We start from the raw sequence: 24,483 nt of genomic DNA on the forward strand, positions 1-24,483 counted from the left end.
TCGCACGACAGCGGCAGCAGGGCGATAGCGAGGGGTGCGCATGACGAGTCCGTCCACCGACGACTGGCTCCGGCCACTGGGATCCACCGGCCTGACCGTGTCCGCCGTCTGCGCCGGTGGAGCGCTGCTGGCCGGCATGCCCGAGGTCTTCGGGTACGACGTCACCCGGGCCGAGGCGGTCACCGTCATACGGCGAGTGCTCGACAGCCCGCTGCGGTGGATCGACACCTCGAACGGGTACGGCGACGGGGAGAGCGAGCTCCGGATCGGCCAGGCGATCTCCGAGCACGGTGGTCTGCCGGACGACTTCCTGGTCGCCACCAAGGTGGACGCCGACGGCAAGGACTACTCCGGCGCCCGGGTCCGCGCGAGTGTTGCCGAGAGCAAGCAGCGGCTCGGGCTCGACCAGTTGCCGCTGGTGTATCTGCACGACCCCGAGTTCCACGACTTCGACGGCATGCGGGACGCGGTCGACACGTTGATGATGCTCCGGGACGAGGGCGAGATCGGCCACGTCGGCCTGGCCGGTGGCAACACGAAGGAGCTGTCCCGGTACCTCGACCTCGGCGGCTTCGAGGTCGTGCTGGTGCACAACCGGTGGAGCCTGGTCGACCACAGTGCGGGCACGCTGATCGAGAGAGCAGTCTCCGAGGGGATCGCGGTGGTGAACGCCGCGATCTACGGCGGCGGCATCCTGGCGAACCCGTCCGGCGGCCTGGCCAAGTACGGCTACCGCGAGGCGCCGACGGCCCTGCTCGAGGCAGTCGCGGAGATGGACAAGGCATGCAGCGACCACGGCATCGACCTGGTCACCGCCGCCCTGCAGCATTCCGTGAATGACCCCCGCATCAGCGCCACGGTGATCGGGTTCAGCAAGCCCGCGCGGGTGGACCAGCTGATCGCGTCCCTGGAGACGGAGATCCCGGCCGACCTGCGGGACCGGCTCGCCGAACTGATGCCCGACAAGCAGTACTGGCTGGAGGAGACACCATGACGAACTTTCCGGACGGCTTCGTCTGGGGCGCGGCCACCGCGTCGTACCAGGTCGAGGGAGCGGTCTCCGAGGACGGCCGCGGGCCGAGCATCTGGGACACCTTCGCGCACACGCCGGGCCGGATCGCGGACGGCGAGACCGGTGACGTCGCCGACGACCACTACCACCGGTACGCCGAGGACATCCGGCTGCTCGCCGACCTCGGCTTGAAGGCGTACCGGTTCTCCATCGCGTGGCCTCGCGTGATCCCGACGGGCAGCGGAGCCACCAATCCGGCCGGTCTCGACTTCTACCGTCGCCTGGCCGAGACGTGCCTGGAGAACGGCGTCACGCCGTACGCGACGCTCTATCACTGGGATCTGCCGCAGCCGCTGGAGGATGCCGGCGGGTGGCTCGTCCGCGACACGGCGGAGCGGTTCCGGGACTACGCGGCGATCACTCACGCCGCTCTCTCCGACGTGATCAAGCACTGGATGACGCTGAACGAGCCGTGGTGCTCGGCGTTCCTCGGCTACGGGAACGGAGAACACGCTCCCGGGCGTACCGAGGGGGCCGACGCGCTGAAAGCCGTGCATCACCTGATGCTCGGGCACGGACTGGCGCTCCAGGCGATCCGCTCGCCCGAGACGACTGTGGGGATCGCGCTCAACCCGGCGCCGGTGCACGCGGCGTCGGAGTCCGAGGCCGATCGCGATGCCGCCCGGCGCGCCGACGGCCTGCGGAACCGGATGTTCCTGGATCCGCTGCTGCTCGGGAAGTACCCGGCGGATGTGCTGGAAGACACCGGTACGACGGAGTGGTTCGCGCAGTACGACGCTGATCTGCCGGTGATCTCGGCGCCGCTGGACTTCATCGGGGTGAACTACTACTGCCCGCAGACCGTGGCCGCGCCGGACGGGCCGATCGCCGCTCCGGGCACGCCGAGCACCCTGCCGGGCAGCGAGAATCTCGTCACCGTCGACACCGGGCTGGACAAGACGCAGATGGGCTGGCCGATCGAGCCGGGCGGGCTGCGGGACACGCTGAAGATGATCAACGACCTCGCACCGACGTTGCCGCTGTACGTCACGGAGAACGGGTCCGCGTACCCGGACGAGGTGACCGAGGACGGGCGGATCGAGGACACCGAGCGGCAGCAGTACCTCGAACAGCACCTCGAGGTGACGCGGCAGGTCGTCGAGGAAGGCCTTCCCCTGAAGGGCTACTTCGCCTGGACGCTGATCGACAACTTCGAATGGTCGTGGGGTTTCAGCCGGCGCTTCGGGCTGATCCACGTCGACTACAACACGCAGGAACGCAAGCTCAAGAACAGCGCACGCTGGCTCCGCGACTTCCTCGAGTCCTAGCCGAGGCCGGCCCTCAGCGGTGGATCGTCAACCGCTGAGGGCCTGTCGGCGTTGATCGCACTCTCAGCCGCTGAGGGCTCCTCGGTTGGAGGTCTGGTGGGGTGTCAGTTGGCTGTGCAGGACGAGTGAGGCGGCGCCGAGGGCCGCTGCGCTGGGGCCGAGCTTCGACAACTCCACCCGGGTCGGATGCATCGCCCGGACGAACGACAGCCGGTTGATCTCGGCGGACGCCACCCGGACGTAGATCTCGCCCGCCTCGCTGAATCCCGGGCCAGCCAGGATGATCTGATCCAGGTCCAGCAGGTTGGTGATCGACAGCAGCGCCTTGGCCAGGTAGGTCGCCGACTCTTCGATCAAGGCGAGACATCTCGGGTCCCCGGACGCCGCCGCCCGGGCGATCCTGGCGAAGTCCGACCGGATCGCCGAACGCCTGCCGCGCAGGCCGAGATCGGTCGTCAGGGCCTTGTCCTGCTCCGCCAGGCTCACCACCCTCGCCGGCGCGGCCAGACTCTCCAGGCAGCCGCGGCCGCCACACCAGCAGTCCGGGCCGTTCACGTCGAGCACCATGTGCCCGATCTCCCCGACGTTCGACGACGAGCCGCGGTACACATCTCCGTTGGTGACCAGGCCGAGCCCGAAGCCGGCCGCCATGTAGACGGTGGCGAAGTCGTTGGCCGACGGGATCCGGCCGGCCCAGAATTCGCCGATCGCCGCGCAGGTCGAGTCGTTCTCCACCACGATCGGGTGGTCGATCGCAGCGCTCAGGGTGTCGCGGACGGCGAACGGCTCCCACGCGTACTTGCTCGCGTTCGCCCGCAGCAGCCGGTCTCCCCCGCCCTGCCGGCCGGCCAGTGCGACTCCTACCCCGACGAGCGTCGCGGGCTCGATGTTGGTCTTGACGATCAGGTCCTCGAGCTCGGCGGTCAGCCGCTTGATCACGGTCGCCGGGGTGTCACGGCCGGTGCCCTTGGCGGACAATTGCTCGATCACCCGGCCGTTCATGTCCGTCACGACGTAGGTGGTGCTCGGAGTGTCGATCGAGATGCCCACCGCGTGCCGGGCGCGCGGGTTGAACTGCAACAGGGTGGCCCGTTTGCCGCCCGTGGGGTCGCCCAGCCCGGTCTCGATGATCAGGCCGTCGGCCAGCAGTTGCTTCACCACCCGGGAGATCGAGGCGCCGGTCAGCCCCGACCGGTCCGCCAGGTCGACCCTGGTCACCACACCGCTCGACCGGATCAGGTCCAGGATCGCGCTGTGCGTCTCCTGCGCTGTCGCACCTTTCAAGATCTTCGCCACGGCAACTCCCTCCCGTCCGCACTTTAGTACACAACGTAAGGAAGTGGGGATGGCTCACGACAGGTTTGACCTCAACAGACGTTGAGGTCCTAGCGTGACGAGCATCCTACGGACACGATGATCAAGCAGGAGGTCTGATGCACGCGGTGCGGTTGCACGAGTTCGGTCCCGCCGAGAACCTGTCATACGAGGAGGTTCCCGACCCTGTCCCCGGCGCCGGACAGGTGCGGATCGCGGTCGAGGCCGCCGGGGTGCATCTGCTGGACACCGCACTCCGCGCCGGTACTGCGGGCGGCGGCCCGGTCGCTCCCCCGGAGCTGCCCACGATCCCCGGCCGCGAGGTCGCCGGCACCGTCGACGCCGTCGGGCCCGACGTGGATCAGGCGTGGCTCGGCAAGCGCGTCGTGGTGCACCTCGGCCCTGTCCCCGGCGGGTACGCCGAGCAGGCCGTGGCGAAGGTGAAGTCCCTGCACGAGATCCCGGACCACCTCGACGGTGCGACAGCGGTTGCCACGATCGGAACCGGCAGAACCGCTGCAGGCATCCTGGAGCAAGCCGCGCTCGGCGAGGACGACGTAGTACTGGTGACTGCTGCTGCGGGTGGGTTGGGCAGCCTCTTCGTCCAGAGCGCGCGCAACGTCGGAGCCACCGTCATAGGGCTCGCCGGTGGCCCGGAGAAGGTCAGGCAGGTGCGAGACCTCGGCGCGCAGTACGCGGTCGACTACACCGCTGGTGACTGGCCCACCGAGGTCAAGGATCACCTGGGCGAGCGGGAGCTCACGGTGGTCCTGGACGGTGTAGGCGGGGAGAACGGCCAGAAGACGTTCGAGTTGCTGGGAGTCGGAGGACGGATCCTGATGTTCGGCTGGTCTGGCGGCGGTCCTGTCCAGGTGACGACCGAGGACCTGATGAACCGCGGCCTCACCGCGACCTGGGCGATCGGCCCCAAGCTGATGCGCAAGCTTCGCGCACTGGAGACAGCAGCGCTCCAGGAGTCGGTGGAGGGTCGCTGGGTGCCACTGGTCACCCGCTTCCCGCTGGCGAAGGCCGCCGACGCCCACCGAGCCCTGGAGAACCGCGAGACCGTCGGCAAGGTCGTCCTGATCCCCTGACCAGTACGACTCCCCTGGCCCACCGACGGACGCATGGGACAGGACCGGGCCCGGACAGGTCGTAGTACGTGCGCTGGTAGGACACGTACTGCAGACCCCACGGCGTACTGACGTCCTGCTGACGGACGAACTGGTCACCGGGGCTCGCCTTCAGCTCGACGGCGCGGCCCTGGACCAGGCGGTCGGCGGTGCGCTGGGCCGTGCTCTTCACGGGACACTTCCTCAGTGGAGGGGGGAACCCCGCCACCGGCCGGGGGTTGCAGACCGGCCGGCGGATGGCAGGGGCGAGGAGGCCTGGCGGTGCGCCTTGCTGTGGCTCGGCGCCCACCGAGTTCCGTTGGGCAGGCGGATGAACTCCCGGCGTCCTCTGTTCGAAGAGATTGGCACCTGCGAGTTGTGGCTGTCGTATCCCAGCAGGGCATAACCTCACCGCTATGGAGCTGGAACTGCGCCACTTGCGGGTCGTCTGCCGCGTCGCCGACACCGGTAGCGTCTCCAAGGCCGCCGCAGCGCTCGGAGTCTCCCAACCCTCCCTCACCGCCCAGCTCCATCGCATCGAGGACGCCATCGGCGGTGCCCTCTTCGAGCGAGGCTCGTACGGCGTGATGGCGACTCCCCTGGGCAAACACGTTCTCGGCCGGGCCCGGGCGATGCTCGCGGACATGGATGACCTGGTCGGATCCAGCCGGCGTTATACGAGCGGTTCCGCAGTACTGCGGCTCGGCTCCGTCCGGACGGTCATGTTCGGCGGCTGGTTGTCCCGGCTCGAGGAACTGTTGCCTGGCCGGGAGATCACCACGCAGGTGGACCCGTCGTGCGCAGTACTGACTGATCTCCTGGCCGCGGACGTGGTCGACGTGGTGATGCTCGGTCGCTGCGACGACGCGCACTCACCGCCGTGCCCGCCGGGTATCCGCGAGCAGACGATGGTGTGGCCGGAGCCGTTCGCGATCGCGTTGCCCGAAGACCACCGGCTGGCCGGCGCAACCGAGATCGACCTTGCGGACCTGGCCGAGGAGATCTGGATCTGCCCGCCCGCGGGCAAGGAGGACGGCGATCTCGCCTATCTGCGCGACGCGTGCGAGGCGGTCGGTTTCACTCCCGAATTCCGCTACGCCAACCTGGACACGTCGGAGATCGAGCAACTGATCGGCGCCGGCCGGGGCATCAGCCTCTGTGCCCCAACCGTCCGCCCGGTCCCCCGCACCATCGTCCTGCCCCTGGCCGGTCAGCCACTCCTCTGGCGTCGCGCCCTCCGCTGGCGAGCCGACTCAACCCCGCAGGAGGAGATCGACCTCATCCACCAGGCCTTCATCGACGTCTACACCGAGGCCATCGCCGAGAACGCCGCCGCCCGCCCCTGGTGGCACACCCACCCGGCCGCCCACCCGACTGTCCTACGCCTTGTGGACAACCAACGCCGCCCTGACATCACCGACGCCTAGAATCCCGGCATGGACGACAAGCCGAGCCGACCACAGATCTTTCAGCCGGACTCGACCACTGATGCTGAGGCGAAGGCGTTCGTCGAGGAACTCCTTGCGCATGGGCTGGCGGTGAAGGTCACGCCTTATCGGATCGAGTTGCCGGTCGACGAGGCCGCCGACGCGATCGATATGGCCAGAGACGACTTCCGCTCGTACGTCGCGGCTGGTGAGATTCCGTTCCGCTCCACGCAGTACGTCGACTGGGTGCTGCTCGCGGACGCCGTCGAGCTGAAGAAGCGCCTCAAAGCACAGTCCGGCGCTGCTCTCGATGAACTGCTGAGCGAACCCTTGTGGGATGAGGACGGCACCGACGGCTCCCGGTCGGACGGCTGAGCTCAGATGGCCATCAGACGCAGGGCATTCCTCGACGCGAACGTCCTCCGCGGTCAGCTGACCGCGGACATCTTGCTCACCCTCGCCTACCGCGAGCAGTTCGAGCCTCGCTGGAGTCAGGAAGTGCTCGACGAAGTTCGCAGGAACTGCCCGCCCGGCCTCCCTGAGGCCGCCATCGACAAGCGGCTGGCCACGATGAACAGAGCCTTCCCGCCTGCGATGACCTCGGGATACGAGCATCTGATTCACGAGATGCGGGCCGACGCCAAGGACCAACACGTACTGGCTGCCGCCGTCCACTCGAACTCGGTCGTCCTGGTGACCGAGAACGTGAAGGACTTCGACCCGCCGAACAGCGGAAAGCACGCCATGCACGTCGAGAAGGTGTCGGCGTTCCTCAACCGCTTGCTCGACGACGACCCCGCCGAGGTTGTCGCCGCAATGAACGAGGTGGTCTCGCGAACCGACCGGGCGCCGAACTCGATCCCCGACCTGATCGACAAGATGGCGGTCCAGGAGGACCTCAAAGGGTTCGCCCAGAACCTCAACGAGGCGGTACCAGCCGATCAGCGCGGTACCCACCCCAGCCTCCAGACCAGCCGATCGGCGAAGGTCGCGCTGGACGGGATCGCGCCACCCGGCGAGGTTGCCGCCAAGCCCGCCGTGGCGTCGGAGTCCCACAAGTCGGTGCAGTCTCAGGACAAGAACTCGGACCTGGAGCGCTAGGCGATAGAGGTCGACCTGCATCGCTCGAGGATCTTCCAGCCGGACGAAGCGTCGCGACGACGACTAGCGCAGGCCCGGGTAGGTGAGTTGGTAGGCGACTGAGCCGAAGCGGAGGTGGTCGCCTGGGCGGACTTGGGTGGGGGTGGTGAGGCGGAGGCCGTTGAGGTGGGTGCCGTTCATGGAACCCAGGTCGCGGACCAGCCAGCCGTCGTCGACGTGGCGGAGTTCGGCGTGGAAGCGGGAGACGGACAGGTCCGCCAGGCGGAGGGTTGCGCCGGGGCCGCGGCCGATTCGTACCGTACGTGAACCGGGCGGTGGCAGGACCAGGCCGGGGAGTTGCACCGCTGGGGCTCGCGTGGTCAGGCGGGGAAGGCGAGCCACCAGCTGACGGAGGAGCTGGACGACGCGGAGTTCGTCTCGTGGGAGGTCGTTGGTGACGTCGGCGAGTTCACGGCGGCTCTGCGCGCGCAGTACGAAGTTCATCCGGCGGATGAAGGTGTCGTGCGAGAGACGCCCGGAGCCGGCGCCGTCGCGGAGGATCGCCAGCGCCCGATCCCGTTCGGCATCCGACGGGCGCCCGAACTCGAGCCGCGTCGATGTCATGCCTGGATTGTCAGCTCCCCCCAGGTTCACTGTCCAGCACAGCCAGTCATCAACCGACCCGTACGCCGTACCGCCGCCGCCCGAACGTCCGACGTACCGGGAAGTCGCATCAGGGCAGGCGCCGGGCTGACCCGACGAGTGGTCAGGGTTTGGCGGAGAGGACGTCTGCGAGGTCGAACTTGACAGGTTCCTCGAGTTGTTCGTAGGTGCACGACTCGGGGGTGCGGTCCTCGCGCCAGCGGACGAACTGGGCGGTGTGGCGGAAGCGGACGCCTTCCATGTGGTCGTATCGGACCTCGACGACGCGCTCGGGTCGGAGCGGGGTGAAGGACAGATCCTTGCCCGCCTGCCAGCGGCTGCCTTCAGCGTTGCGGGGGGTGCGGTTGCCCTCCTCCTGCTTCGCCCAGGCCCACGGGTGGTCGTCGAAGTCGGTGACGAGTTCCTGCATCTCCTCGAAGAGTTCCTCGCGGCGCGCCAACGGGAACGCGCCGATCACGCCGACGCTGGCGAGCACGCCCTCAGAGTTGTACAGGCCGAGCAGCAGCGAGCCGATCCGGTTCGGGCCGCTCTTGTGCAGGCGGTATCCCGCGACCACACAGTCGGCGGTGCGCTCGTGCTTGATCTTGAACATGGTCCGCTTGTCCGGCTCGTACAACCCGTCCAGCGGCTTGGCGATCACCCCGTCCAGCCCGGCACCCTCGAACTGGTGGAACCACTCGGTCGCGGTGGCGTTGTCGGTCGTCGTACGGGTGAGGTGGATCGGCGCCTTCGCCGGGGCCAGCGCCTTCTCCAGGGCGGCGCGGCGCTCCGAGAACGGACGATCGGTGTAGTCGGTGTCGCCGAGCGCGAGCAGGTCGAACGCGACGAAGCGTGCCGGGACCGTCTCGGAGAGCATCTTCACCCGGGACGCGGCAGGGTGGATCCGCTGCTGCAGCATCTCGAAGTCCAGCCGGTCGCCGGTTTCGCCGACGAGCACGATCTCGCCGTCGATCACGCAGCGCTCGGGCAGGTTGGCCTTGATCGCCTCGACCAGTTCGGGAAAGTAGCGCGTCATCGGCTTCTCGTTGCGGCTGCCGATCTCCACATCGTCGCCGTCTCGGAAGATGATGGAGCGGAAGCCGTCCCATTTCGGCTCGAAGCTGACGTTCCCCTCCGGGATCTGCTTGACCGGCTTGGCCAGCATCGGCTTGACCGGAGGCATCACGGGTAGCTGCATGCCGCCATTCTGCCCGTCGCGGGGGCATGATGGAGGCATACCGACTGGTAGGAAACGGAGGTACCGAGATGTATGACGTCGTACTGCTCGTGGAGCAGGAACTGACCGAGCCAGACGCCAAGCGCGTCGTCGAGCTGCACCATGCCATGCCGGAGCAGGTCAAGTACCACGTGCTCGTGCCGTGCCACAACGCCGAAGCAGGCGTCGAGGCATCGATCAGCGCGCTCGGTACCGCGGACCTGTACGGGCCGGGGATCGTCGACCAGCGCGAGGATCTCGCCGAGGCGCAGAAGGCGATCGACAGCGAGGCGAAGGACTGCACCGGGCGGAGCATCCAGAGGCTGCGCGATCTCGGTCAGCAGGCCGAGGGCGGGATCTCCCACGAACGCCCGATCGACGCCCTCACCGAGACTGTGTCGAAGGTCGGCGGCCAGGAGGTCATCATCCTCACCAGGCCGCACATCGTCGCCGAGTTCTTCCACCTCGACTGGACGAACTCAGCCCGCCGCCACCTGGGCGTCCCCGTCCTCCACCTCCTAGAACACGACGAACAGCAGGCCGGCACGTAACCCGCACTCCACACCCATAAATCCCGGCATCCACCCACTGACCCCGCTGGGAGTGCCAGGTACAAGCCGTTGCCCGCAGCACCCACCTGCCTGGCCGGGTACGCGAGCAAGCTCGCAGAAACCACGTCGGCGCCCGGCACGGACCACTGCCGACTCACCACCTGCCTGGCCGGGAGGTTGATCCGCCCGGCGAGCGGGCTAGTGGAGGATCAGGAAGGCGTAGGTTAGGCCGGCGGCTAGGGCGGCGAAGAGTAGGGAGAGGGTGGCTCGGAGGCCTTGTTCGCCTACTTTGCCGTAGTGGGTGCCGTCCTCGGAGTGGTAGGCGAGCTTGTAGGCGCCGTAGCCGGCGCCCAGGACCAGGGCGAACTTGAGCATGGCGGCCTCCCCTCACGTCACTACAAAGCTACCCCTATGGGTAACGGTGCCCGTGATAGGCGGTGTCTATGCGCCGCCAGCCGCAGGGCTAGACGCCTGCGGCTGTGCCGGACTCCTTGAACTGGGTGTGGTAGAGGTCCGCGTACTCGCCGCCCAGTGCGAGGAGCTGGTCGTGCGTGCCCCGCTCGACGATGTTGCCGTGGTCAACCACCAGGATCTGGTCGGCGCTGCGGACCGTCGACAGGCGGTGCGCGATGACCAGCGAGGTGCGGCCTTCCAGGGCGGTGTCGAGCGCCCGCTGTACCGCGACCTCGGACTCCGAGTCCAGGTGAGCCGTCGCCTCGTCCAGTACGACGATGCGCGGCGCCTTCAGGAGCAGCCGGGCGATGGCCAGGCGCTGGCGTTCTCCGCCGGAGAGGCGGTGGCCGCGGTCGCCCACGACGGTCTCGAGGCCGTCCGGCAAGGAGGAGACCAGGTCCCATACCTGCGCGGAGCGGAGCGCCTCGATCATCTCCTCGTCCGTGCCGTCGGGCTTGGCGTAGGCCAGGTTCGCCCGGATCGTGTCGTGGAACATGTGGGCGTCCTGCGTGACGTACCCGATCGTGTCGTGCAGCGACTGCAGGGTCACTTCGCGGACGTCCTGACCACCGATCCGTACGGCGCCACCCGTGACGTCGTAGAGCCGGGCGACCAGGTTGGTGATGGTGGTCTTGCCGGCGCCGGAAGGGCCGACCAGGGCAACCATCTGGCCCGGTTCCACCGAGAAGGTGATGTCCTGGAGCACCTGGGAGGAGGCTCGCTTGTCCAGCACCGCGACGGACTCCAGGCTCGCCAGGGAGACCTGCTCAGCGGTGGGGTAGCCGAACGACACGTGGTCGAACGTCACGGTGGAAGCGTTCGGCGGAAGGTCGCGGGCGCCCGGGGCGTCCTTGATCATCGGCTCCAGGTCGAGCACCTCGAAGACGCGCTCGAAGGAGACCAGCGCGGTCATCACGTCGACGCGGACGTTGGAGAGCGCGGTCAGCGGACCGTAGAGCCGGCCAAGCAACGCGACCAGCGCGAGCAGAGTTCCGATCGTCAAGGTCTCCCGGACGGCCAGGTTGCCGCCGACGCCATACACGAGGGCAGTCGCCAGGGCGGCAACCAGGGTGAGCGCGGTGAAGAATACACGGCCCAGCATCGCGATCCGGATGCCCAGGTCGCGGACCCGGCCGGAGCGCTCACCGAACTCGCGGTTCTCGACATCGGGTGTGCCGAACAGCGTCACGAGCAACGCACCGCCGACGCTGAACCGCTCGGTCATCGCGGTGGACATGTCGGCGTTGAGCTGCATCTGCTCGCGGGTCATCGCTGCGAGCCGCCGGCCCAGATAGCGCGCCGGAAGCAGGAAGACCGGCAGCAGCAGGATCGCGACCACGGTCAACTGCCAGCTCAGCAGCAACATCGCGCCGACCACGAGGATCAGGCTGATGACGTTCGAGACGACGCCCGACAGCGTCGAGGTGAAGGCCTGCTGGGCACCGATCACGTCGGTGTTGAGGCGGGAGACGAGGGCGCCCGTCTGGGTGCGGGTGAAGAAGGCGACCGGCATCTGCTGGACGTGCGCGAACACCTTGGTCCGCAGGTCGTAGATCAGGCCCTCACCGATCCGCGCGGAGAACCAGCGCTGCATCAGTCCGAGTGCCGCCTCGACCACCGCGAGCAGGGCCACGACCAGGGCCAGCGCGGTCACCAGACCGGCGTTCCCCTTCGAGATCCCGTCGTCGACGATCTTCTTGAACAGCAGCGGCGAGGCGATCACCAGGAACGCCGAGATCACCACCAGCAGCAAGAAGATCGAGATGTGCCACTTGAACGGCTTGGCGAACCGGAGGATCCGCTTCAGCGTGCCTTTGGCCAGCTTGCGATCGACCACCGACGCGTCCTGCCGTCGCCAACTCATGGCGCCGCCGCCACCGCCGCCCATCCGCATCCCTGAAGACATCCAGTCCCCTCCCCGCAATCAACTCGTCAACCTTGACAACACTTGAGGTCAGCCAGATCTTCCCGCCACCCTCCGACAAAGCCGGACGGACCGCGGTCAAGCAGGCCCACAGAGAGCACCAGTTGGCCTACCCGAAGGCCGCCAGCAGTTCGCTCAGCCGCCGTGCCTGAGCCTCCCGCTCGGCCTTCAACTGCTCCACGTAAGAGCAGTCCGCCGCCCCGAGCAGCAGCGCCTTCGTCTCCCGGACGGCACCTACCAACGGAGTGAGCAGAGCCTCGGACAGGTCCTTCACCGTGTCCGCCAACTCCTCGGCCGGCACCACGATATTGGCCAACCCCAACTGCAGTGCCTCGTCCGCCTCCACCCAACGCGACGTCGCGCAGATCTCCAACGCTCGTGAGTACCCGACTAGTTGCACCAGCGGCTGCGTCCCACCCAGGTCCGGCACCAGCCCCAGCGCGGGCTCCCGCATGCTGAACTTCGCGTCCGGCGTGACCACCCGCAGGTCGCACGCCAGCGCCAACTGGAACCCCGCACCCACCGCATGCCCCTGGACGGCCGCGATACTCACGATCTCCGGCCGCCGGAGCCAGGAGAACCCGGCCTGGAACCCCGCGATGGCCTCGTGCACCTCTGCCGCGGGATTCGCGCCCAAGCTGAGCAGCGGCTCCTCACCGTCCACCGGTTCGCCCATGATCAGCTTGCGATCCAGCCCGGCAGAGAACGAGGGCCCCTCCCCCGACACCACGACCACCCGGACGTCGGCAGGCAACGCCGTACCGAAATCCGCCAGCGCTCGCCACATCGCGGGAGTCTGCGCGTTGCGCACCTCCGGCCGGTCCAGCACCACCCGGGCCACCGGCCCGTCCACCGTCAACCGCAGTCCAAGATCCGTCATGTCAGTGAACATACGCGACCGGCCACCACTTTCCGTGCGGCCATCGTCACCTGTGGAAAGCCCTCAGGCGAGCGAGACGAGGTCGGCGTAGTCGTTGGTCCACAGGTCCTCGACACCGTCCGGGAGCAGCAGGACCCGTTCGGGTTCCAGCGCCTCCACGGCGCCCTCGTCGTGGGTCACCAGCACGATCGCGCCGGCGTACGAGCGGATCGCGTTCAGCACCTCGGTGCGGGAAGCAGGGTCGAGGTTGTTGGTGGGCTCGTCGAGGAGCAACACGTTCGCGGCGGAGACGACCAGCGTCGCCAGCGCGAGCCGCGTCTTCTCACCACCGGAGAGAACCCGGGCCGGCTTGTCGGAGTCGTCGCCAGTGAACAGGAACGACCCGAGCACCGACCGGGCCTGCGTCTCGTTCAGGTCCGGAGCGGCTGTCTTCATGTTCTCCAGCACGGTCCGGTTCACGTCGAGCGTCTCGTGCTCCTGCGCGTAGTACCCGAGCTTGAGCCCGTGCCCGTCGATCACCTCGCCGGTGTCCGACTTCTCGATTCCCGACAGCACCCGGAGCAGGGTGGTCTTGCCGGCACCGTTCAGGCCCAGTACTACGACCCGCGAGCCGCGGTCGATCGCCAGGTCCACGTCGGTGAAGATCTCCAGGGAGCCATAGGACTTCGACAGTTCCTTCGCCATCAGCGGCGTCTTGCCACATGGAGCGGGCGTCGGGAAGGCGATCTTCGCCACGCGGTCCGAGGCGCGCTCGTCCTCGAGGGACGCCATCAGCTTCTCGGCGCGCTTCAGCATCTGCTGGGCGGCGGTCGCCTTGGTCGCCTTGGCACGCATCTTGTTCGCCTGGTCGACCAGTTGCGACGCCTTCTTCTCCGCGTTCGCCCGCTCGCGCTTGCGGCGCCGCTCGTCGGTCTCGCGCTGCGTCAGGTACGCCTTCCAGCCGACGTTGTACACGTCGATCTCGGCCCGGTTCGCGTCCAGGTGGAAGACCCGGGTGACGGTCTCCTCCAGCAGGTTCACGTCGTGGCTGATCATGATCACGCCACCGGGATAGCCCTTGAGGAAGTCCCGCAGCCAGACGATCGAGTCGGCGTCCAGGTGGTTGGTCGGCTCGTCCAGCAGCAGCGTCTCGGCCTGCGCGAACAGGATCCGGGCCAGCTCGACCCGGCGCCGCTGACCACCGGACAGGGTGCCCAGTGGTTGCCCCAGCACCCGATCGGGCAGACCGAGGTTCGCCGCGATCCGGGCCGCCTCGGACTCGGCCGCGTAGCCGCCGGCGGCGTGCAGATCCGATTCGGCCCGCTCGTACCGGCGCATGCCCTTCTCGCGGGTCTTCTCATCGGCGCTGGCCATCGACTTCTCGGCGTTGCGCATCCGCCGGACCACCTCGTCCAGTCCCCGGGCGGCCAGGATCCGGTCCCGAGCCAGCATCTCGAGGTCGCCGGTGCGGGGATCCTGCGGGAGGTAGCCGATCTCGCCCGACGAGGTGACCGAGCCGGACGCGGGCAGCCCCTCACCAGCCAGGATCTTGGTCAAGGTCGTCTTGCCGGCGCCGTTCCGCCCCACCAGACCGACCTTGTCCCCGGGGCCGACCCGGAAGGATGCGGGCGCGAGCAGTTGCCTGGCACCGACGCGTACCTCGAGGTTGGAGACAGTGATCATGGCGGAGCGGGGTCCTCAGGGTCGGCGGGTTGAGCAACAAAAAGGGCGGGTCGGCGACGCCACGTCACAAGACGGCCTGTACCCGCAGCGCGGTCTAGTGTATGTGCTGTGAAATTCAACCCAGACGCCGACTTGGACACCAGCGGTGTCGAAGACACCCGTGGCAGCGCTGGCGGCGGCGGTGGGCTGCTCCCCGGCGGGATGATCCCGGTGGGCGGCGGCATCGGCGGCATCATCCTGCTGGTGGTCATCCTGCTGCTGAACGGCGGCCTCCCGGGCGGAGGCGGCACCGACGAGCCGGCCGCTCAGAACACAGCCCCGGGCAACCTGAGCTCCTGCGAGACCGGCAAGGATCTCGCCGCGAACAAGGACTGCCGGTTCGTCTTCTACCAGAACTCGATCGAGAGCTTCTGGGCCTCCGAACTGCCTCGACGCGGCAAGAAGTACACCCGGGCGCCCATGCGCGTCTTCAGCAACTCGGTCAACACCGGTTGCGGCCCCGCGACCGCCGCGGTCGGGCCGTTCTACTGCCCACCGGACAAGCGCGTCTATCTGGAGCTGGGCTTCTTCGAGACGCTGCAGACCGACCTGGGCGCCAAGGGCGGCGACTTCGCGGAAGCGTACGTCGTTGCGCACGAGTACGGGCACCACATCCAGAACCTGTACGGCATCCTCGGCCGGATCAAGAGCCGTGAAGGCCCTACCTCCGACTCGGTGCGGTCGGAGCTACAGGCCGACTGCCTGGCCGGCATCTGGACCAACCACGCCACGACGGTCCCGGACAGGAGCGGCAAGACCTTCATCACCGGCCTGACCGAGGACGACATCGCACGCGGCCTCGACGCCGCCGCGGCCGTCGGTGACGACCGGATCCAGGAGAAGACGCAGGGGCAGGTGAACCCCGAGAGTTTCAGCCATGGCACCGCCGAGCAGCGCATGAGGTGGTTCAAGACCGGCCTCGACTCCGGCGACATGACCAGCTGCGACACCTGGTCAGCCAGATCCCTCTGAGATCACTGAGAGTCAACCTCGGCACGACGAAGCGCCCGGGAGATGGATGGCGGGCGCTCGGGGTTTGTCAGGCTACGGCGGCTGGGCGGTGGTAGCCGGGGAGGAGTTCGTCGACGAGGGCGTCGGTCTCCGCCTCGGGGCCGCGAGGGCCGCCGTTCTTGGCGAGGGCTGCGTACATCTGGGCCGCTACGTTCGTGACGTCGCCGCTGGAGCCGAAGTGGGCCGCCAGTCGCAGCGTGGCCCGCCAGAGGTCCTCGGAGGCCGGGGAGAAGCTCAGCCCGGTCTGCAGCGCCGTACGGGCCATGTTGCCGTCGTTGTGGCGCAGGCTCGCCTCTGCCAGCTGCAGTGACGCGTCCACGACAGCCTCAGCCATCTTCCGTTCGATCCCGGAGGCGGCAAGCCAGGAGTAGCGCCCGGCCGGCAGGTTGGCCCAGGACTGGCCGTGCACCAGGCTCAGCGCCGTCGACAGCGGACCACGCGGGTCGTCCATCATCGACGCCTGCTTGGCCAGCGTGCGGAACACGTCCCAGTCGACCCGGACGATGCTGCGGTTCAGCATCCACCGGCCGGACTCGTCGGAGTACATCGCGTCGACACCGACCCAGTTGCGGGTGTGCTCCAGCGCCGCGTTGCGCAGCTCCTCGCTGATGCCGCGCGGCCAGATCGCCCCGGCCAGCACGTTCGGGTGGACCCCGTAGTCCTGGCTGGCCAGGAACGCGACGATCTCGGTCGACAGCGAGATCCGGCCGTCGTCGATCGCGCCGCGCGCGTCCACCTCGACCGGGCCGAGCAGGTCCACCTCGACCGGTGCCGGCTGGCTGAGGTCCATCGAGGAGTACTCGTACGCCGGCATGTCCTGCTCCGCCCGGCGCTTGTCCGACGCCTCGGTCTCGGCCAGCTCGAACAGCCCGACCAGGTCGGCGAACTGCGCCGGGTTGATGCTGTGGGCCTCGACCTCGAGACCGAGCAGCCGGCAGACCGCCTGGTTCTTCTCGTCCACGACGAACCGCCAAGGCGAGCTCATCACGTCGCCGACGACGACCACCGCGACGCAGCGCTTCGGATCCGACGCCAGCCGCGCGAGCCGCTCTTCCTCTTCCTGCGACGGCGGGGCCGACACGAAGATGATCTCCGCACCCCACAGCATCGGGTCCGGGAACACCATCCGGGCCTCGGCGACCGAGTCGGCGTCGCGCCGGCCACAGGCCTGCACCTGCGCGTCCGTACGGCGGGTCACCTCGTGCAGGGCGTCTTCCAGCCTCACCCAGTAGCTCAGCCGGCTCGGCGCCAGCGAGGACAGGTCGTCACCGAAGCCGACCATGCTGACGTGAGCGCCCTCGGACCACAGGTTCGTGGCGAGCTCGACGGCAAGCGAGCCGACGACGTCCCGCGAGGCGTTGGTGACGCCGCCGAAGCTGACGATGCCGTCCGCGGTGTCCAGATCGACGAGCACCGTCGCACCGTCCGCGTTCTGGCCGAGCGTGACGAGCGTCGGGTACGGCGCGGGCGCGTCGACCTCGCCCTCCGGGGCATAGGCCCGGCGAAGGACCCAGCGGCTACCGCCGGCGATGACCTGCCACGGCGGTGGCGGCGGGGCGTGGGACTCCCCCGGCTCCAGCACGAGCGTCAGGGCCCGGTCGCTCACCAGTGCGGCGACGACCGTCGGCATCGAGCGGTCCTGCTCGACCATGATCGCCCCGAGCTGCCTCAGCGCATTGTCGACGAACTGAGCGGTCGGTACGTCGGCCGCGAGGCGCAGGCCGACCTCGGTCTGGCGATGTCCGGCCGCCTTCGGACCAGGGCCCTGGGCCCAGCCGCGACGACGCTTCAGCGCCAGGGCGAGTCCGGCAGCCAGCAAGGTGGCGCCGAAGCCGTAGATCCCGGCCTCCGTCGCGTTGATTCCACCGTCGGCGGCGACCGGAACGACCTCGGGCACCTTGGTGCCGCCGGCGGCGGGATCACCCGGCTGCGACTCCGTAGTACCGGGGTTGTGCGGGGCGACCGAGTCGATGCCCGGGTCGCCCGGCTTGGCGTTCTTGGCGGTCGGGTCGTTCGCGGCACTGCCGATCGCGATCGACGACGGCTTCTCGACGCCCTGCTCCTCGAACCAGCGGCTGCCCTCGTCGGTGCCGCCGCCCTGCTCCGCGGTCCGGTTCTCGGTCGCCTTCGGGAGGGCCTTGGGCGTCGCCGAGTGCTTCGTGGTGGGAGAGGTCTTCGTCGCGCCTGGGTTCGTAGTGCCCGGGTCGATCGCGACGCGAACCGTGTGCACCCCCGGGCCCTTGGCGTCGGCGGGCAGGCGGACCTGCCAGCCCGGCATGATCAGGTCGGGATTGGTGAGCCGACGGCCGTCCGGCTGCAGCTTGTTCTTGTTGAGGTCGTAGATCTCCTTGTACCGACGCCCCTCGCCCAGGTACCGCTCGGCGATGTCCCACAGGCAGTCATAGTTCCGCCCGTGCGGCGGCCGAACCTCGGTGTACTTGACCACCTGACCGGCCTGGTCGTTGTTGGTCCGTACGCCGGTGTGCGTGGTGGTCGTGCCGCCCCCGATGACGACCTTGCTGCGGGGTTCGGTCTGGAGGAACGAGTCGCGGGAGCTGTTGTCGTTGCCCTGGGCCACACTCACCGAGGTCGGCGTGGCGACGCTGGTCGTGACGGCGTTGGCGACCGGCAGCGTCACACTGGCGGCACCCGCGATCAGCACGACACCGGAGACGAGCCGACGGGCCAGTGTCTGCGAACCGCCGCCGAGCGGGATCCGTGGCGACAACCCGTGGCCGCGGGCCTCCGCGACCGCCTCGGCGATCAGGCAGATGACGAAGTGCAGCCAGGCGACCCAGATGAAGAACCCGATGATGCCGAGCACGGTCTCGGCGCTGAGCTCGCTGAACAACACGTCGCGGGTCGGCATCTCGTCCGGCCACGGCGTACCGAAGAAGGTCAGCAGGACGTACGGCACCCCGCCGACGATCGCGAGGATCGCCAGCAGCGACACGAAACCCTTCAGCCGGTCGGCCGCGCCACCGCCCTTCCGCTGCGGCAACCGCGCGGACCGCAGCGGATCACTGGTCTTCACCATCGTCGTCCCTCCATCGCCCCACCCTTACCCACCGATAGCCTGCACTTCCTGCACTGGCAGCCGCTGCACCGCGTGCACGTCGGCATCACCGAGTCGCTGCCAGCTCGGCGGACCCACCCAGTAGGAGACCTCCCACGTGATGGTGAGCTTCACCGTGTACATCCCGTCGGGCTGGTTCGCGCTCGACCGCGTGTACTTGTGCTTGCACGTGCTCATCTGGTGGAACGGATCAGCTGTCTCGTCGTAGCCGTCGTAGTCGGCGTCGGCCCGTCCGGTTCCCATCAGACACGTGAACGGGGGCGTGCCGTCCCCGGGATCCACCGTCATCTTGGTGACCATGGCCCGCATCGTCAGGTTGCGGTTGCCGTACCAGTAGGCGCTGTACGGATTGTTGCCGATCTCGTTCCTCTGCATGAACGAGCTGTCACGCGTGAGGGAGAAGTACGCCGGCACGTTCACCCGCGGCGTGTAGGTCGGCTTCACCTGGAGAGCCGGCGCCGGGTAGGTGTTGTTGAACTTCCGCCAGAACACGTCCATGTAGCCCTTGTTCGGGCACTGCTCCTGCTCGGCTCCGGACACAGGCACGATCGTCTGCTCGATGTGGACGTTCTTGCCGCCGTCATTCCGGTTCAGGTTGTAGTCGACCAGGGTCAGGCGCAACACCCAGGTCTTGCCTTCGGGCGGCGCCGGCAGCTCGATACCGGCCGGGACCGGGAAGTCCCGGCACGGGATGAAGATGTTGCCGTTGAGGCGCTGACGCCAGGTCGGGATGGGGACGCCGGTACCGGCGTACTCGTGTCCGGAGCTGCAGTACGCCCCGAAGCCGGTCGAGTTGACGTACATGCTGCAAGAACGATTGCCGACCTGCGTGGTCTCACCGTCCGCGGCCATTGCGGTCGAGGCGGGCACTGCCATCAGCAGCGCGAACACAGCACTGAGCGCGATCAGCCCACGACCTACCCGGTTGCGCATCCTCACTCCGTAGTCTCGTCGTCCCCGCAGGTTACCTTCGACCAGGGGCCATCATGCCCGCCAAATGGTGCCCCGACCACCTCCGACGAATCACGATTCGTGTTCTGCTCTAGGCCGGATATCGCACCCTCGAGCAGTTGATCCTGCCGGTCGGGGCCACCCGGTACATCGTCCAGCCCAGCCCGGTCTCGATCATGTCGAGGGCCTGGGGCGACCCCTTCGGCGTGACGAGGGTCCACGCCTTCGCCTTCGGATTCCAGTACTGCGTACTCTGCGACCGGCAGGTCTTCACCCGCGTCACGCCGTACTTCTGCTGTTCGATGCCGACGACAACGACGCTGCCGGGTGGCTTCATCACCCAGCCGTTCGCCTTGGCCTCGTTGATCCCCAGGGACGTGTCGGCGTAGAAGAACGCCGGGAACGAGTCCTTGATGATGTTCGAGTCCCGGGCGACCAGCGCGCGGAAGTAGACCGGGTAATTTTTCACGAGGCCTTGGACGGCGGGGTTGTCGGCGAAGTTCCCCGGAACCACGGTCACTTGCGCCGCCCTCCGTGGAACCGCCGTCTTGGTCGGCTCGGTCGGTACTGCGGTCGTCGCCGACGTGGTTGCCGTGGGCGTGCCGGACGGGCTCGTGGAGCCGCCATCGTCAACACCAACAGGCAATCCGCCCTTGTTCTGTTCAGGTCCACCGCACCCCGTCAGGAGAAGAGCCGCCGCGAAGAGAACGGCCGACGCCTGTACGCCGCGACGGCGGGCGCGGGCGCCTCGGGCGCTTCGGCCGAGAGAGGCTGGGTCTCGCACGGGTGCTGCTCCTTCTGAGTGCGACGGGAACGGGCGCATCAGCCCAGGCCCGGTGGGACGGAATTCTTCGGGAGGCCCGCGCCGCTCGGTGCGCCACCGCCGGTCGGTGGCGTCCCCGGAGTGGTGTCCGTGGGGTCCGGACTCGGGGAGGTGTCCGTGGGGTCCGGACTCGGGGTGATGCTCGGGGTGCAGGTGGGCGGGAGGGGGAACGAGATCGTCCAGACCGGGGTGGGCGAGCCGATCGTCCATTCGGGGCACGGGATGTCGAGCGTCGGCGGGACGGCGGTGTTCGTCACGGGGACGCCGGGGAGGTCGTTCGTGGTGCCGACGATGATCGGTGGGATCTTCGGGCTGTCGTCGGCCTTCTTCACGCCTTGCTCCGCGTGCGCCTGGCCGGTGCCCTTCGCCAGCAGGCTCGGCTTGCCGACCATGCCGAGGAAGGTGGTCTTGTTGTTGATCTCCACCGAGATGTCGACGAGTTCGTCGGTCACCTTGGTGGCGGCGCACTTGGTGACCGCGGGGTCGTTGGAGCTCACCTGGGCGCAGAACGCGGCGATCGCCGTACCGGCTTTGGCGACGTCGATCTTCGCCTCGTCGGAGTTGAGCTGGATCGTGGCGGCGCCGACGCGGGCGGCCTCCTGGGCGTAGCCGACCGCGCGGGACTTGGCGCCGAGCTGGCGGCCGCCGTCGATGACGAGGCCGGCCAGGGTGAAGATCATCACCGCGAGGATCGCGACGGCGGGACTGAGCGCGCCACGATGGTTGCCGGGAGCATCCACCCGGACGAACTCCCGGACCCGGCCCAGCACCCGCCCACGGCGGCGGTCAGGGTTGGCTGCCATCGCGCACCCCCCGGTACGGGTCGACCGACGAGCTGAACTTCTTGGTGATCGTGGTGTCGCCACCGATGCCGAGCAGGCCGAGATCGCGGTAGTTGATCGTGCAGGTGACCTCGACCGAGAGCGGCGACCCCGCGGCGAACGCGGTGGTGATGGTGCCGCCCGCGCTGTCCTTGCAGGACTTGACCGCCTGGTCCATCGTCCGCGTGACCGCCTCGTCGACCTGGCCCTGGGCGGCGGCGAGCGAACGGGTCTGACTGGCCGACCGGGCGCCGTCGCGCGCCGCGTTCTCCAGCAGCGACGATGTTTGGAAGTAGCGCCCGCACGCCAGCAGGAACATGAACAGGATCAGCAGGATGGGCGCGAGAATCACCATCTCCAACGCCATCGTCCCCCGCTCCCCACGCAGCCGTTTGCGGGGAGAGCGCGCGGAGGCAACGCGCCGGGCGGGCGTGCGGTGGTGCCGCAGGCTGCGCTCGGCGCGCGAGTAGCGCTTCCCCAGGATGGTCATGCCTCACTCATTTGTCGTCGGCTTCGAATTCTTCGATCGGGCCGGTGGCGGTCCGGCTCACTGTCAGCTTCAGGCCCGGGACCAGCGACACGGTGTCGCCGGTGACGGTGAACGACACCATGCCTTCAGGGTTGTTGTAGGCCGGCATCGCCACTTTCGCGTTGCCGAGGCTGTTGCCGCCGAGCTGCTGCGCGTACGCCTCGATGTCGGCCCGGACTCCTTCGCCGATCGCAGTGGTGTACAGCGGCGGCTGGACGAGCCTCAATCGCGAGACGCCTTCCTGCGCGGCGTTCAACGCCACCGACCGCCCGTACAGCCACAGCGCGGTCTGGATCGAGATGAAGATCAGCGCCAGGATCGACGGCGCGAGGATCGCCAGCTCCAGCGAGGTTGCTCCCCGCTCCGACCGCCTCCGCAACCAGAACCCTTGCCGCGAAGGCCGCTGCTGCGCAGGGCTCCGTCGTGACGGGTTCCCCTGCGCGGTACGTCGCTGCGGTAGGCGTCGCTGCGACAACGAATCAGCCGTTCTGGATCTCGCCCGTGCGCTTGTCGATCACGCCCCGGACCACCAGGCCGATCGCCAGTGCGGCGGCGACGAGAATGGCCGAGATGATGGCCCACTCCAGGGCGGAGGCGCCGAGCTCGTTGCGGCCGCTGCGCGCCTTGGCCCGCTGGTTGTGGGCCCGCGCCAGCGCGTAGCCGACCATCGCGCGCACGAACTGCGTTTCCACGTTCATCCGGTTTGCCTTCCCAGTGTTCGGTCACCGAGCCCGATTCAGGCTCAGCATGCCCGGTACGACGGACAGAAATACTTGCTGGATCCCTTGTTTCCCCGACGGCCGCAAACGCTAACTGCTCAGGATCGCCGCGCCCGCAGGGTAACCGAGGAAGAGCATGAACGCAGCACACATGACCAGCTGGGCGACCAGCATGGACTGGGAACGTTCCCCTGCCTTGCCTTCCACGTCGGCTAGCTCCTTGCGCCGCAGCGAGGCCGCTCGCGCGAGCAGCGACGCGCGGATCTTCGCACCCTCGTCACCGGCCAGCGCCAGCGCCGAGGCGAGGTCGCGCAGTTCCTCGACGCCGAGGTCCTCCCCCAGCCGCGCCATCGCGTCCCACGGCGTGATGCCGATCAGCCGCGCGTTGGCCAGTGCCTGCCGGATCCGGGCCATCGCCCAGTGGTCACCGATCGTCGATGCCGTCATCAGCGCCTCGGGCAGACCGCGCCCACCGGCCAGGTTCATCGCGACCAGGTCCAGGAAGCTGCCGACCACGTGGCGGAAGTCGCGCCGCCGGGCCTCCGCCTCCTGCCGCAACGCCAGGTCGGGCAGGAAGAACGCGAACGCCATCGCGGCCAGCGTCACGATCGCCGGTGTCGCGCCCGGCGCGGGGAAACCGATGAACGCGAACAGGAACAGCACGAACGGGATGAAGACCAACGCGCCAAGGGCGAAGAACACCTTGGTCGCGAGCATGGTCGCGAACGGCTGGTTCATCACCGCGAGATCGCGGCGCAACCGCCCGAAGGTCCAGCCGCGCGCGTTGGCCTCCGCCTCGAGCCGCTGGCCGAGCGTCTCCCGGGCGCGGTCGACGCCGCCCAGTACCCGTTCGCCCGCGGCGCTCGCGGTGGCTCTGCTGGTGTAGCCCGAGCGACCCGCGTCGATCCGCGCGATCGTCGACAGCACGTTGGCCGAGGGCCTGATGAACATCCGGACCAGCACGTACACGCCCAGTCCGACCAGACCACCTGCGATGAATGCCCAGGTCATCCGCCCACCACCTCCATCCGGTCGTCGCCGGCCCGGGCGGCCCGCTTGTCGGTACTGCGGATCAGGAACCGGTCGGGCACCTCGATCTTGGCGAGCTTGCGCAGCCAGACCAGCCCCACGGCGTACAGGGCGATCACGATGAACAGCACGAACTGCCCGATGAAACTCGTGTACGGCGCGACGTAGGTCGGGTTGAACAGGATCAGCGCGGCGGCCACCAGCAGGGTGATCGCCACGACGACCTGGACGCTGCGCCGGGTCGACCTACGCTCGGCGGCGACCTTCCGGCGTACGTCGAGCTCTTCGCGGGCGGAGTCGGCCAGGGCGCTGAGCACCTCACGCAGGCCGGGTCCGCGCAGCCGGGCGTTCAGCACCAGGGCGGCGACGATCAGGTCCGCGGAAGGGTCGTCCAGATCGTCCGCGAAGCGCATCAGTGCCGAGGGCAACGGTTCGCGGATGCGCAGCCGGTCGACCAGCAGGTTCAGTCCGGGTTTGATCGCCGGAGCGGCGTTGAGGGCGGTCGCGGGGATCGCCTGCTCCAGGCCGACCGCGCCGGCGATGGTGTCGCGCAGCGCCTCGGTCCAGGTGGCGAGTGCCTCGAGCCGTTCGATCGCGCGGCGCTCCTCACCGGTGCCGCCGAAGAAGCGGTCGGCCAGGGCGGCGAGCAAACCGAGCGCGGCCGCGAGCACGAGCCAGCGGGTCACCACCAGCACCACCAGGCCGACCCCGAGACCGGTGCCCAGCCGGATCAGCTGCTTGCGGCTCTCCACGCTGCTGCCGCGCTTGAACAGCGACGGTGTCGCCTCCTTCGGCGCGGTGCCGCGGATGGCGATGACCAGCAGCAGCAAGCCGCCACCGACCACGGCTCCGCACAGCAGTGCCATCAGGGTCCGGTCGTTCAT

Annotated in this window: 24 protein-coding genes; 8 read left to right on the plus strand and 16 right to left on the minus strand. The window is 68.5% G+C overall.

Annotated features, from left to right (window positions below; translation table 11 throughout):
- Positions 1–40: 40 nt before the first annotated feature.
- On the plus strand, positions 41–994 hold the full coding sequence (locus ACFPJ1_RS39480) for an aldo/keto reductase (protein WP_380111478.1): 954 nt from the start codon (positions 41–43) through the stop codon (positions 992–994).
- The gene (locus tag ACFPJ1_RS39485; protein ID WP_380111479.1) at positions 991–2,340 is read left to right on the plus strand and encodes a GH1 family beta-glucosidase; all 1,350 of its coding nucleotides are present in this window, start codon (positions 991–993) and stop codon (positions 2,338–2,340) included. Before ACFPJ1_RS39480 ends, ACFPJ1_RS39485 begins: the two co-directional genes overlap by 4 nt.
- Positions 2,341–2,403: 63 nt before the next feature.
- Here the strand turns inward: ACFPJ1_RS39485 and ACFPJ1_RS39490 are convergent, their stop codons facing one another.
- On the minus strand, positions 2,404–3,636 hold the full coding sequence (locus ACFPJ1_RS39490; RefSeq protein ID WP_380111480.1) for an ROK family transcriptional regulator: 1,233 nt from the start codon (positions 3,634–3,636) through the stop codon (positions 2,404–2,406).
- A gap of 137 nt (positions 3,637–3,773) precedes the next feature.
- Here ACFPJ1_RS39490 and ACFPJ1_RS39495 point away from each other — a divergent pair, with 137 nt between their 5' ends.
- The 4 genes from ACFPJ1_RS39495 (at position 3,774) to ACFPJ1_RS39510 (ending at position 7,294) form a co-directional block, all read left to right on the plus strand.
- Positions 3,774–4,748 carry a zinc-binding dehydrogenase gene (locus tag ACFPJ1_RS39495; protein ID WP_380111481.1) on the plus strand — a complete coding sequence of 325 codons (975 nt, stop codon included), beginning with the start codon at positions 3,774–3,776 and terminating at the stop codon, positions 4,746–4,748.
- A 434-nt stretch (positions 4,749–5,182) separates the two neighbouring features.
- The gene (locus tag ACFPJ1_RS39500; RefSeq protein WP_380111482.1) at positions 5,183–6,193 is read left to right on the plus strand and encodes a LysR family transcriptional regulator; all 1,011 of its coding nucleotides are present in this window, start codon (positions 5,183–5,185) and stop codon (positions 6,191–6,193) included.
- Between the two features lie 9 nt (positions 6,194–6,202).
- Positions 6,203–6,568 (plus strand): hypothetical protein, encoded by a 366-nt coding sequence (locus ACFPJ1_RS39505; protein ID WP_380111483.1) that lies wholly within the window; start codon positions 6,203–6,205, stop codon positions 6,566–6,568.
- Between the two features lie 6 nt (positions 6,569–6,574).
- Positions 6,575–7,294, plus strand: coding sequence for a PIN domain-containing protein (locus tag ACFPJ1_RS39510; RefSeq protein WP_380111484.1), 720 nt, complete (start codon positions 6,575–6,577; stop codon positions 7,292–7,294).
- 63 nt (positions 7,295–7,357) lie between these two features.
- Here the strand turns inward: ACFPJ1_RS39510 and ACFPJ1_RS39515 are convergent, their stop codons facing one another.
- Both ACFPJ1_RS39515 and ACFPJ1_RS39520 read right to left on the minus strand, forming a co-directional pair.
- Complete coding sequence (locus tag ACFPJ1_RS39515) at positions 7,358–7,897, minus strand: FHA domain-containing protein (RefSeq protein ID WP_380111485.1); 540 nt, start codon at positions 7,895–7,897, stop codon at positions 7,358–7,360.
- Between the two features lie 142 nt (positions 7,898–8,039).
- A complete protein-coding gene (locus tag ACFPJ1_RS39520) occupies positions 8,040–9,113 on the minus strand; it encodes an ATP-dependent DNA ligase (RefSeq protein ID WP_380111486.1) in 1,074 nt (357 codons plus the stop codon).
- A gap of 68 nt (positions 9,114–9,181) precedes the next feature.
- Between ACFPJ1_RS39520 and ACFPJ1_RS39525 the strand changes: the two genes are divergently transcribed.
- A complete protein-coding gene (locus ACFPJ1_RS39525; RefSeq protein WP_380111487.1) occupies positions 9,182–9,682 on the plus strand; it encodes a hypothetical protein in 501 nt (166 codons plus the stop codon).
- Between the two features lie 198 nt (positions 9,683–9,880).
- Here the strand turns inward: ACFPJ1_RS39525 and ACFPJ1_RS39530 are convergent, their stop codons facing one another.
- From ACFPJ1_RS39530 to abc-f, 4 genes are all read right to left on the minus strand, one after another.
- Entirely contained in the window at positions 9,881–10,057 is a 177-nt protein-coding gene (locus ACFPJ1_RS39530; protein ID WP_380111488.1) for a hypothetical protein, read from the minus strand.
- 88 nt (positions 10,058–10,145) lie between these two features.
- Positions 10,146–12,041 carry an ABC transporter ATP-binding protein gene (locus ACFPJ1_RS39535; protein ID WP_380111489.1) on the minus strand — a complete coding sequence of 632 codons (1,896 nt, stop codon included), beginning with the start codon at positions 12,039–12,041 and terminating at the stop codon, positions 10,146–10,148.
- Between the two features lie 127 nt (positions 12,042–12,168).
- Positions 12,169–12,939 (minus strand): enoyl-CoA hydratase/isomerase family protein, encoded by a 771-nt coding sequence (locus tag ACFPJ1_RS39540; RefSeq protein ID WP_380111490.1) that lies wholly within the window; start codon positions 12,937–12,939, stop codon positions 12,169–12,171.
- A 63-nt stretch (positions 12,940–13,002) separates the two neighbouring features.
- On the minus strand, positions 13,003–14,601 hold the full coding sequence (gene abc-f, locus ACFPJ1_RS39545) for a ribosomal protection-like ABC-F family protein (RefSeq protein WP_380111491.1): 1,599 nt from the start codon (positions 14,599–14,601) through the stop codon (positions 13,003–13,005).
- Positions 14,602–14,709: 108 nt separating this feature from the next.
- Between abc-f and ypfJ the strand changes: the two genes are divergently transcribed.
- The gene (gene ypfJ, locus ACFPJ1_RS39550) at positions 14,710–15,612 is read left to right on the plus strand and encodes a KPN_02809 family neutral zinc metallopeptidase (protein ID WP_380111492.1); all 903 of its coding nucleotides are present in this window, start codon (positions 14,710–14,712) and stop codon (positions 15,610–15,612) included.
- Positions 15,613–15,679: 67 nt separating this feature from the next.
- On the opposite strand, the gene ACFPJ1_RS39555 is transcribed toward ypfJ, so the two are convergent.
- The 9 genes from ACFPJ1_RS39555 to ACFPJ1_RS39595 all read right to left on the minus strand — a co-directional run bounded on the left by ACFPJ1_RS39555 (position 15,680) and on the right by ACFPJ1_RS39595 (position 24,483).
- Complete coding sequence (locus ACFPJ1_RS39555) at positions 15,680–18,688, minus strand: hypothetical protein (RefSeq protein ID WP_380111493.1); 3,009 nt, start codon at positions 18,686–18,688, stop codon at positions 15,680–15,682.
- 24 nt (positions 18,689–18,712) lie between these two features.
- Entirely contained in the window at positions 18,713–19,660 is a 948-nt protein-coding gene (locus ACFPJ1_RS39560) for a hypothetical protein (protein WP_380111494.1), read from the minus strand.
- 109 nt (positions 19,661–19,769) lie between these two features.
- Complete coding sequence (locus ACFPJ1_RS39565) at positions 19,770–20,198, minus strand: hypothetical protein (RefSeq protein ID WP_380111496.1); 429 nt, start codon at positions 20,196–20,198, stop codon at positions 19,770–19,772.
- A gap of 302 nt (positions 20,199–20,500) precedes the next feature.
- Complete coding sequence (locus ACFPJ1_RS39570) at positions 20,501–21,304, minus strand: TadE/TadG family type IV pilus assembly protein (RefSeq protein WP_380111498.1); 804 nt, start codon at positions 21,302–21,304, stop codon at positions 20,501–20,503.
- Entirely contained in the window at positions 21,288–21,812 is a 525-nt protein-coding gene (locus ACFPJ1_RS39575; RefSeq protein WP_380111500.1) for a TadE/TadG family type IV pilus assembly protein, read from the minus strand. Before ACFPJ1_RS39575 ends, ACFPJ1_RS39570 begins: the two co-directional genes overlap by 17 nt.
- Positions 21,813–21,819: 7 nt before the next feature.
- Positions 21,820–22,230: a TadE/TadG family type IV pilus assembly protein gene (locus ACFPJ1_RS39580; protein WP_380111501.1), complete on the minus strand. Its 411-nt coding sequence runs from the start codon at positions 22,228–22,230 to the stop codon at positions 21,820–21,822.
- 100 nt (positions 22,231–22,330) lie between these two features.
- Positions 22,331–22,549 (minus strand): hypothetical protein, encoded by a 219-nt coding sequence (locus ACFPJ1_RS39585; protein WP_380111502.1) that lies wholly within the window; start codon positions 22,547–22,549, stop codon positions 22,331–22,333.
- 111 nt (positions 22,550–22,660) lie between these two features.
- Positions 22,661–23,581: a type II secretion system F family protein gene (locus ACFPJ1_RS39590; protein ID WP_380111504.1), complete on the minus strand. Its 921-nt coding sequence runs from the start codon at positions 23,579–23,581 to the stop codon at positions 22,661–22,663.
- Positions 23,578–24,483, minus strand: coding sequence for a type II secretion system F family protein (locus ACFPJ1_RS39595; RefSeq protein WP_380111505.1), 906 nt, complete (start codon positions 24,481–24,483; stop codon positions 23,578–23,580). The genes ACFPJ1_RS39590 and ACFPJ1_RS39595 overlap by 4 nt, the downstream gene beginning before the upstream one ends.

This window comes from Kribbella qitaiheensis (genome assembly GCF_042657745.1).
Lineage (GTDB): Bacteria > Actinomycetota > Actinomycetes > Propionibacteriales > Kribbellaceae > Kribbella > Kribbella qitaiheensis.

Excerpts from the sequence above, each read along its gene's own strand:
- ACFPJ1_RS39480 (WP_380111478.1), top strand. The coding sequence starts at position 41 with ATGACGAGTCCGTCCACCGACGACTGGCTCCGGCCACTGGGATCCACC.
- ACFPJ1_RS39485 (WP_380111479.1), top strand. The coding sequence starts at position 991 with ATGACGAACTTTCCGGACGGCTTCGTCTGGGGCGCGGCCACCGCGTCG.
- ACFPJ1_RS39495 (WP_380111481.1), top strand. The coding sequence starts at position 3,774 with ATGCACGCGGTGCGGTTGCACGAGTTCGGTCCCGCCGAGAACCTGTCA.
- ACFPJ1_RS39500 (WP_380111482.1), top strand. The coding sequence starts at position 5,183 with ATGGAGCTGGAACTGCGCCACTTGCGGGTCGTCTGCCGCGTCGCCGAC.
- ACFPJ1_RS39505 (WP_380111483.1), top strand. The coding sequence starts at position 6,203 with ATGGACGACAAGCCGAGCCGACCACAGATCTTTCAGCCGGACTCGACC.
- ACFPJ1_RS39510 (WP_380111484.1), top strand. The coding sequence starts at position 6,575 with ATGGCCATCAGACGCAGGGCATTCCTCGACGCGAACGTCCTCCGCGGT.
- ACFPJ1_RS39515 (WP_380111485.1), bottom strand. The coding sequence starts at position 7,897 with ATGACATCGACGCGGCTCGAGTTCGGGCGCCCGTCGGATGCCGAACGG.
- ACFPJ1_RS39520 (WP_380111486.1), bottom strand. The coding sequence starts at position 9,113 with ATGCAGCTACCCGTGATGCCTCCGGTCAAGCCGATGCTGGCCAAGCCG.
- ACFPJ1_RS39525 (WP_380111487.1), top strand. The coding sequence starts at position 9,182 with ATGTATGACGTCGTACTGCTCGTGGAGCAGGAACTGACCGAGCCAGAC.
- ACFPJ1_RS39530 (WP_380111488.1), bottom strand. The coding sequence starts at position 10,057 with ATGCTCAAGTTCGCCCTGGTCCTGGGCGCCGGCTACGGCGCCTACAAG.
- ACFPJ1_RS39535 (WP_380111489.1), bottom strand. The coding sequence starts at position 12,041 with ATGTCTTCAGGGATGCGGATGGGCGGCGGTGGCGGCGGCGCCATGAGT.
- ACFPJ1_RS39540 (WP_380111490.1), bottom strand. The coding sequence starts at position 12,939 with ATGACGGATCTTGGACTGCGGTTGACGGTGGACGGGCCGGTGGCCCGG.
- abc-f (WP_380111491.1), bottom strand. The coding sequence starts at position 14,601 with ATGATCACTGTCTCCAACCTCGAGGTACGCGTCGGTGCCAGGCAACTG.
- ACFPJ1_RS39555 (WP_380111493.1), bottom strand. The coding sequence starts at position 18,688 with ATGGTGAAGACCAGTGATCCGCTGCGGTCCGCGCGGTTGCCGCAGCGG.
- ACFPJ1_RS39560 (WP_380111494.1), bottom strand. The coding sequence starts at position 19,660 with ATGCGCAACCGGGTAGGTCGTGGGCTGATCGCGCTCAGTGCTGTGTTC.
- ACFPJ1_RS39570 (WP_380111498.1), bottom strand. The coding sequence starts at position 21,304 with ATGGCAGCCAACCCTGACCGCCGCCGTGGGCGGGTGCTGGGCCGGGTC.
- ACFPJ1_RS39575 (WP_380111500.1), bottom strand. The coding sequence starts at position 21,812 with ATGACCATCCTGGGGAAGCGCTACTCGCGCGCCGAGCGCAGCCTGCGG.
- ACFPJ1_RS39585 (WP_380111502.1), bottom strand. The coding sequence starts at position 22,549 with ATGAACGTGGAAACGCAGTTCGTGCGCGCGATGGTCGGCTACGCGCTG.
- ACFPJ1_RS39590 (WP_380111504.1), bottom strand. The coding sequence starts at position 23,581 with ATGACCTGGGCATTCATCGCAGGTGGTCTGGTCGGACTGGGCGTGTAC.
- ACFPJ1_RS39595 (WP_380111505.1), bottom strand. The coding sequence starts at position 24,483 with ATGAACGACCGGACCCTGATGGCACTGCTGTGCGGAGCCGTGGTCGGT.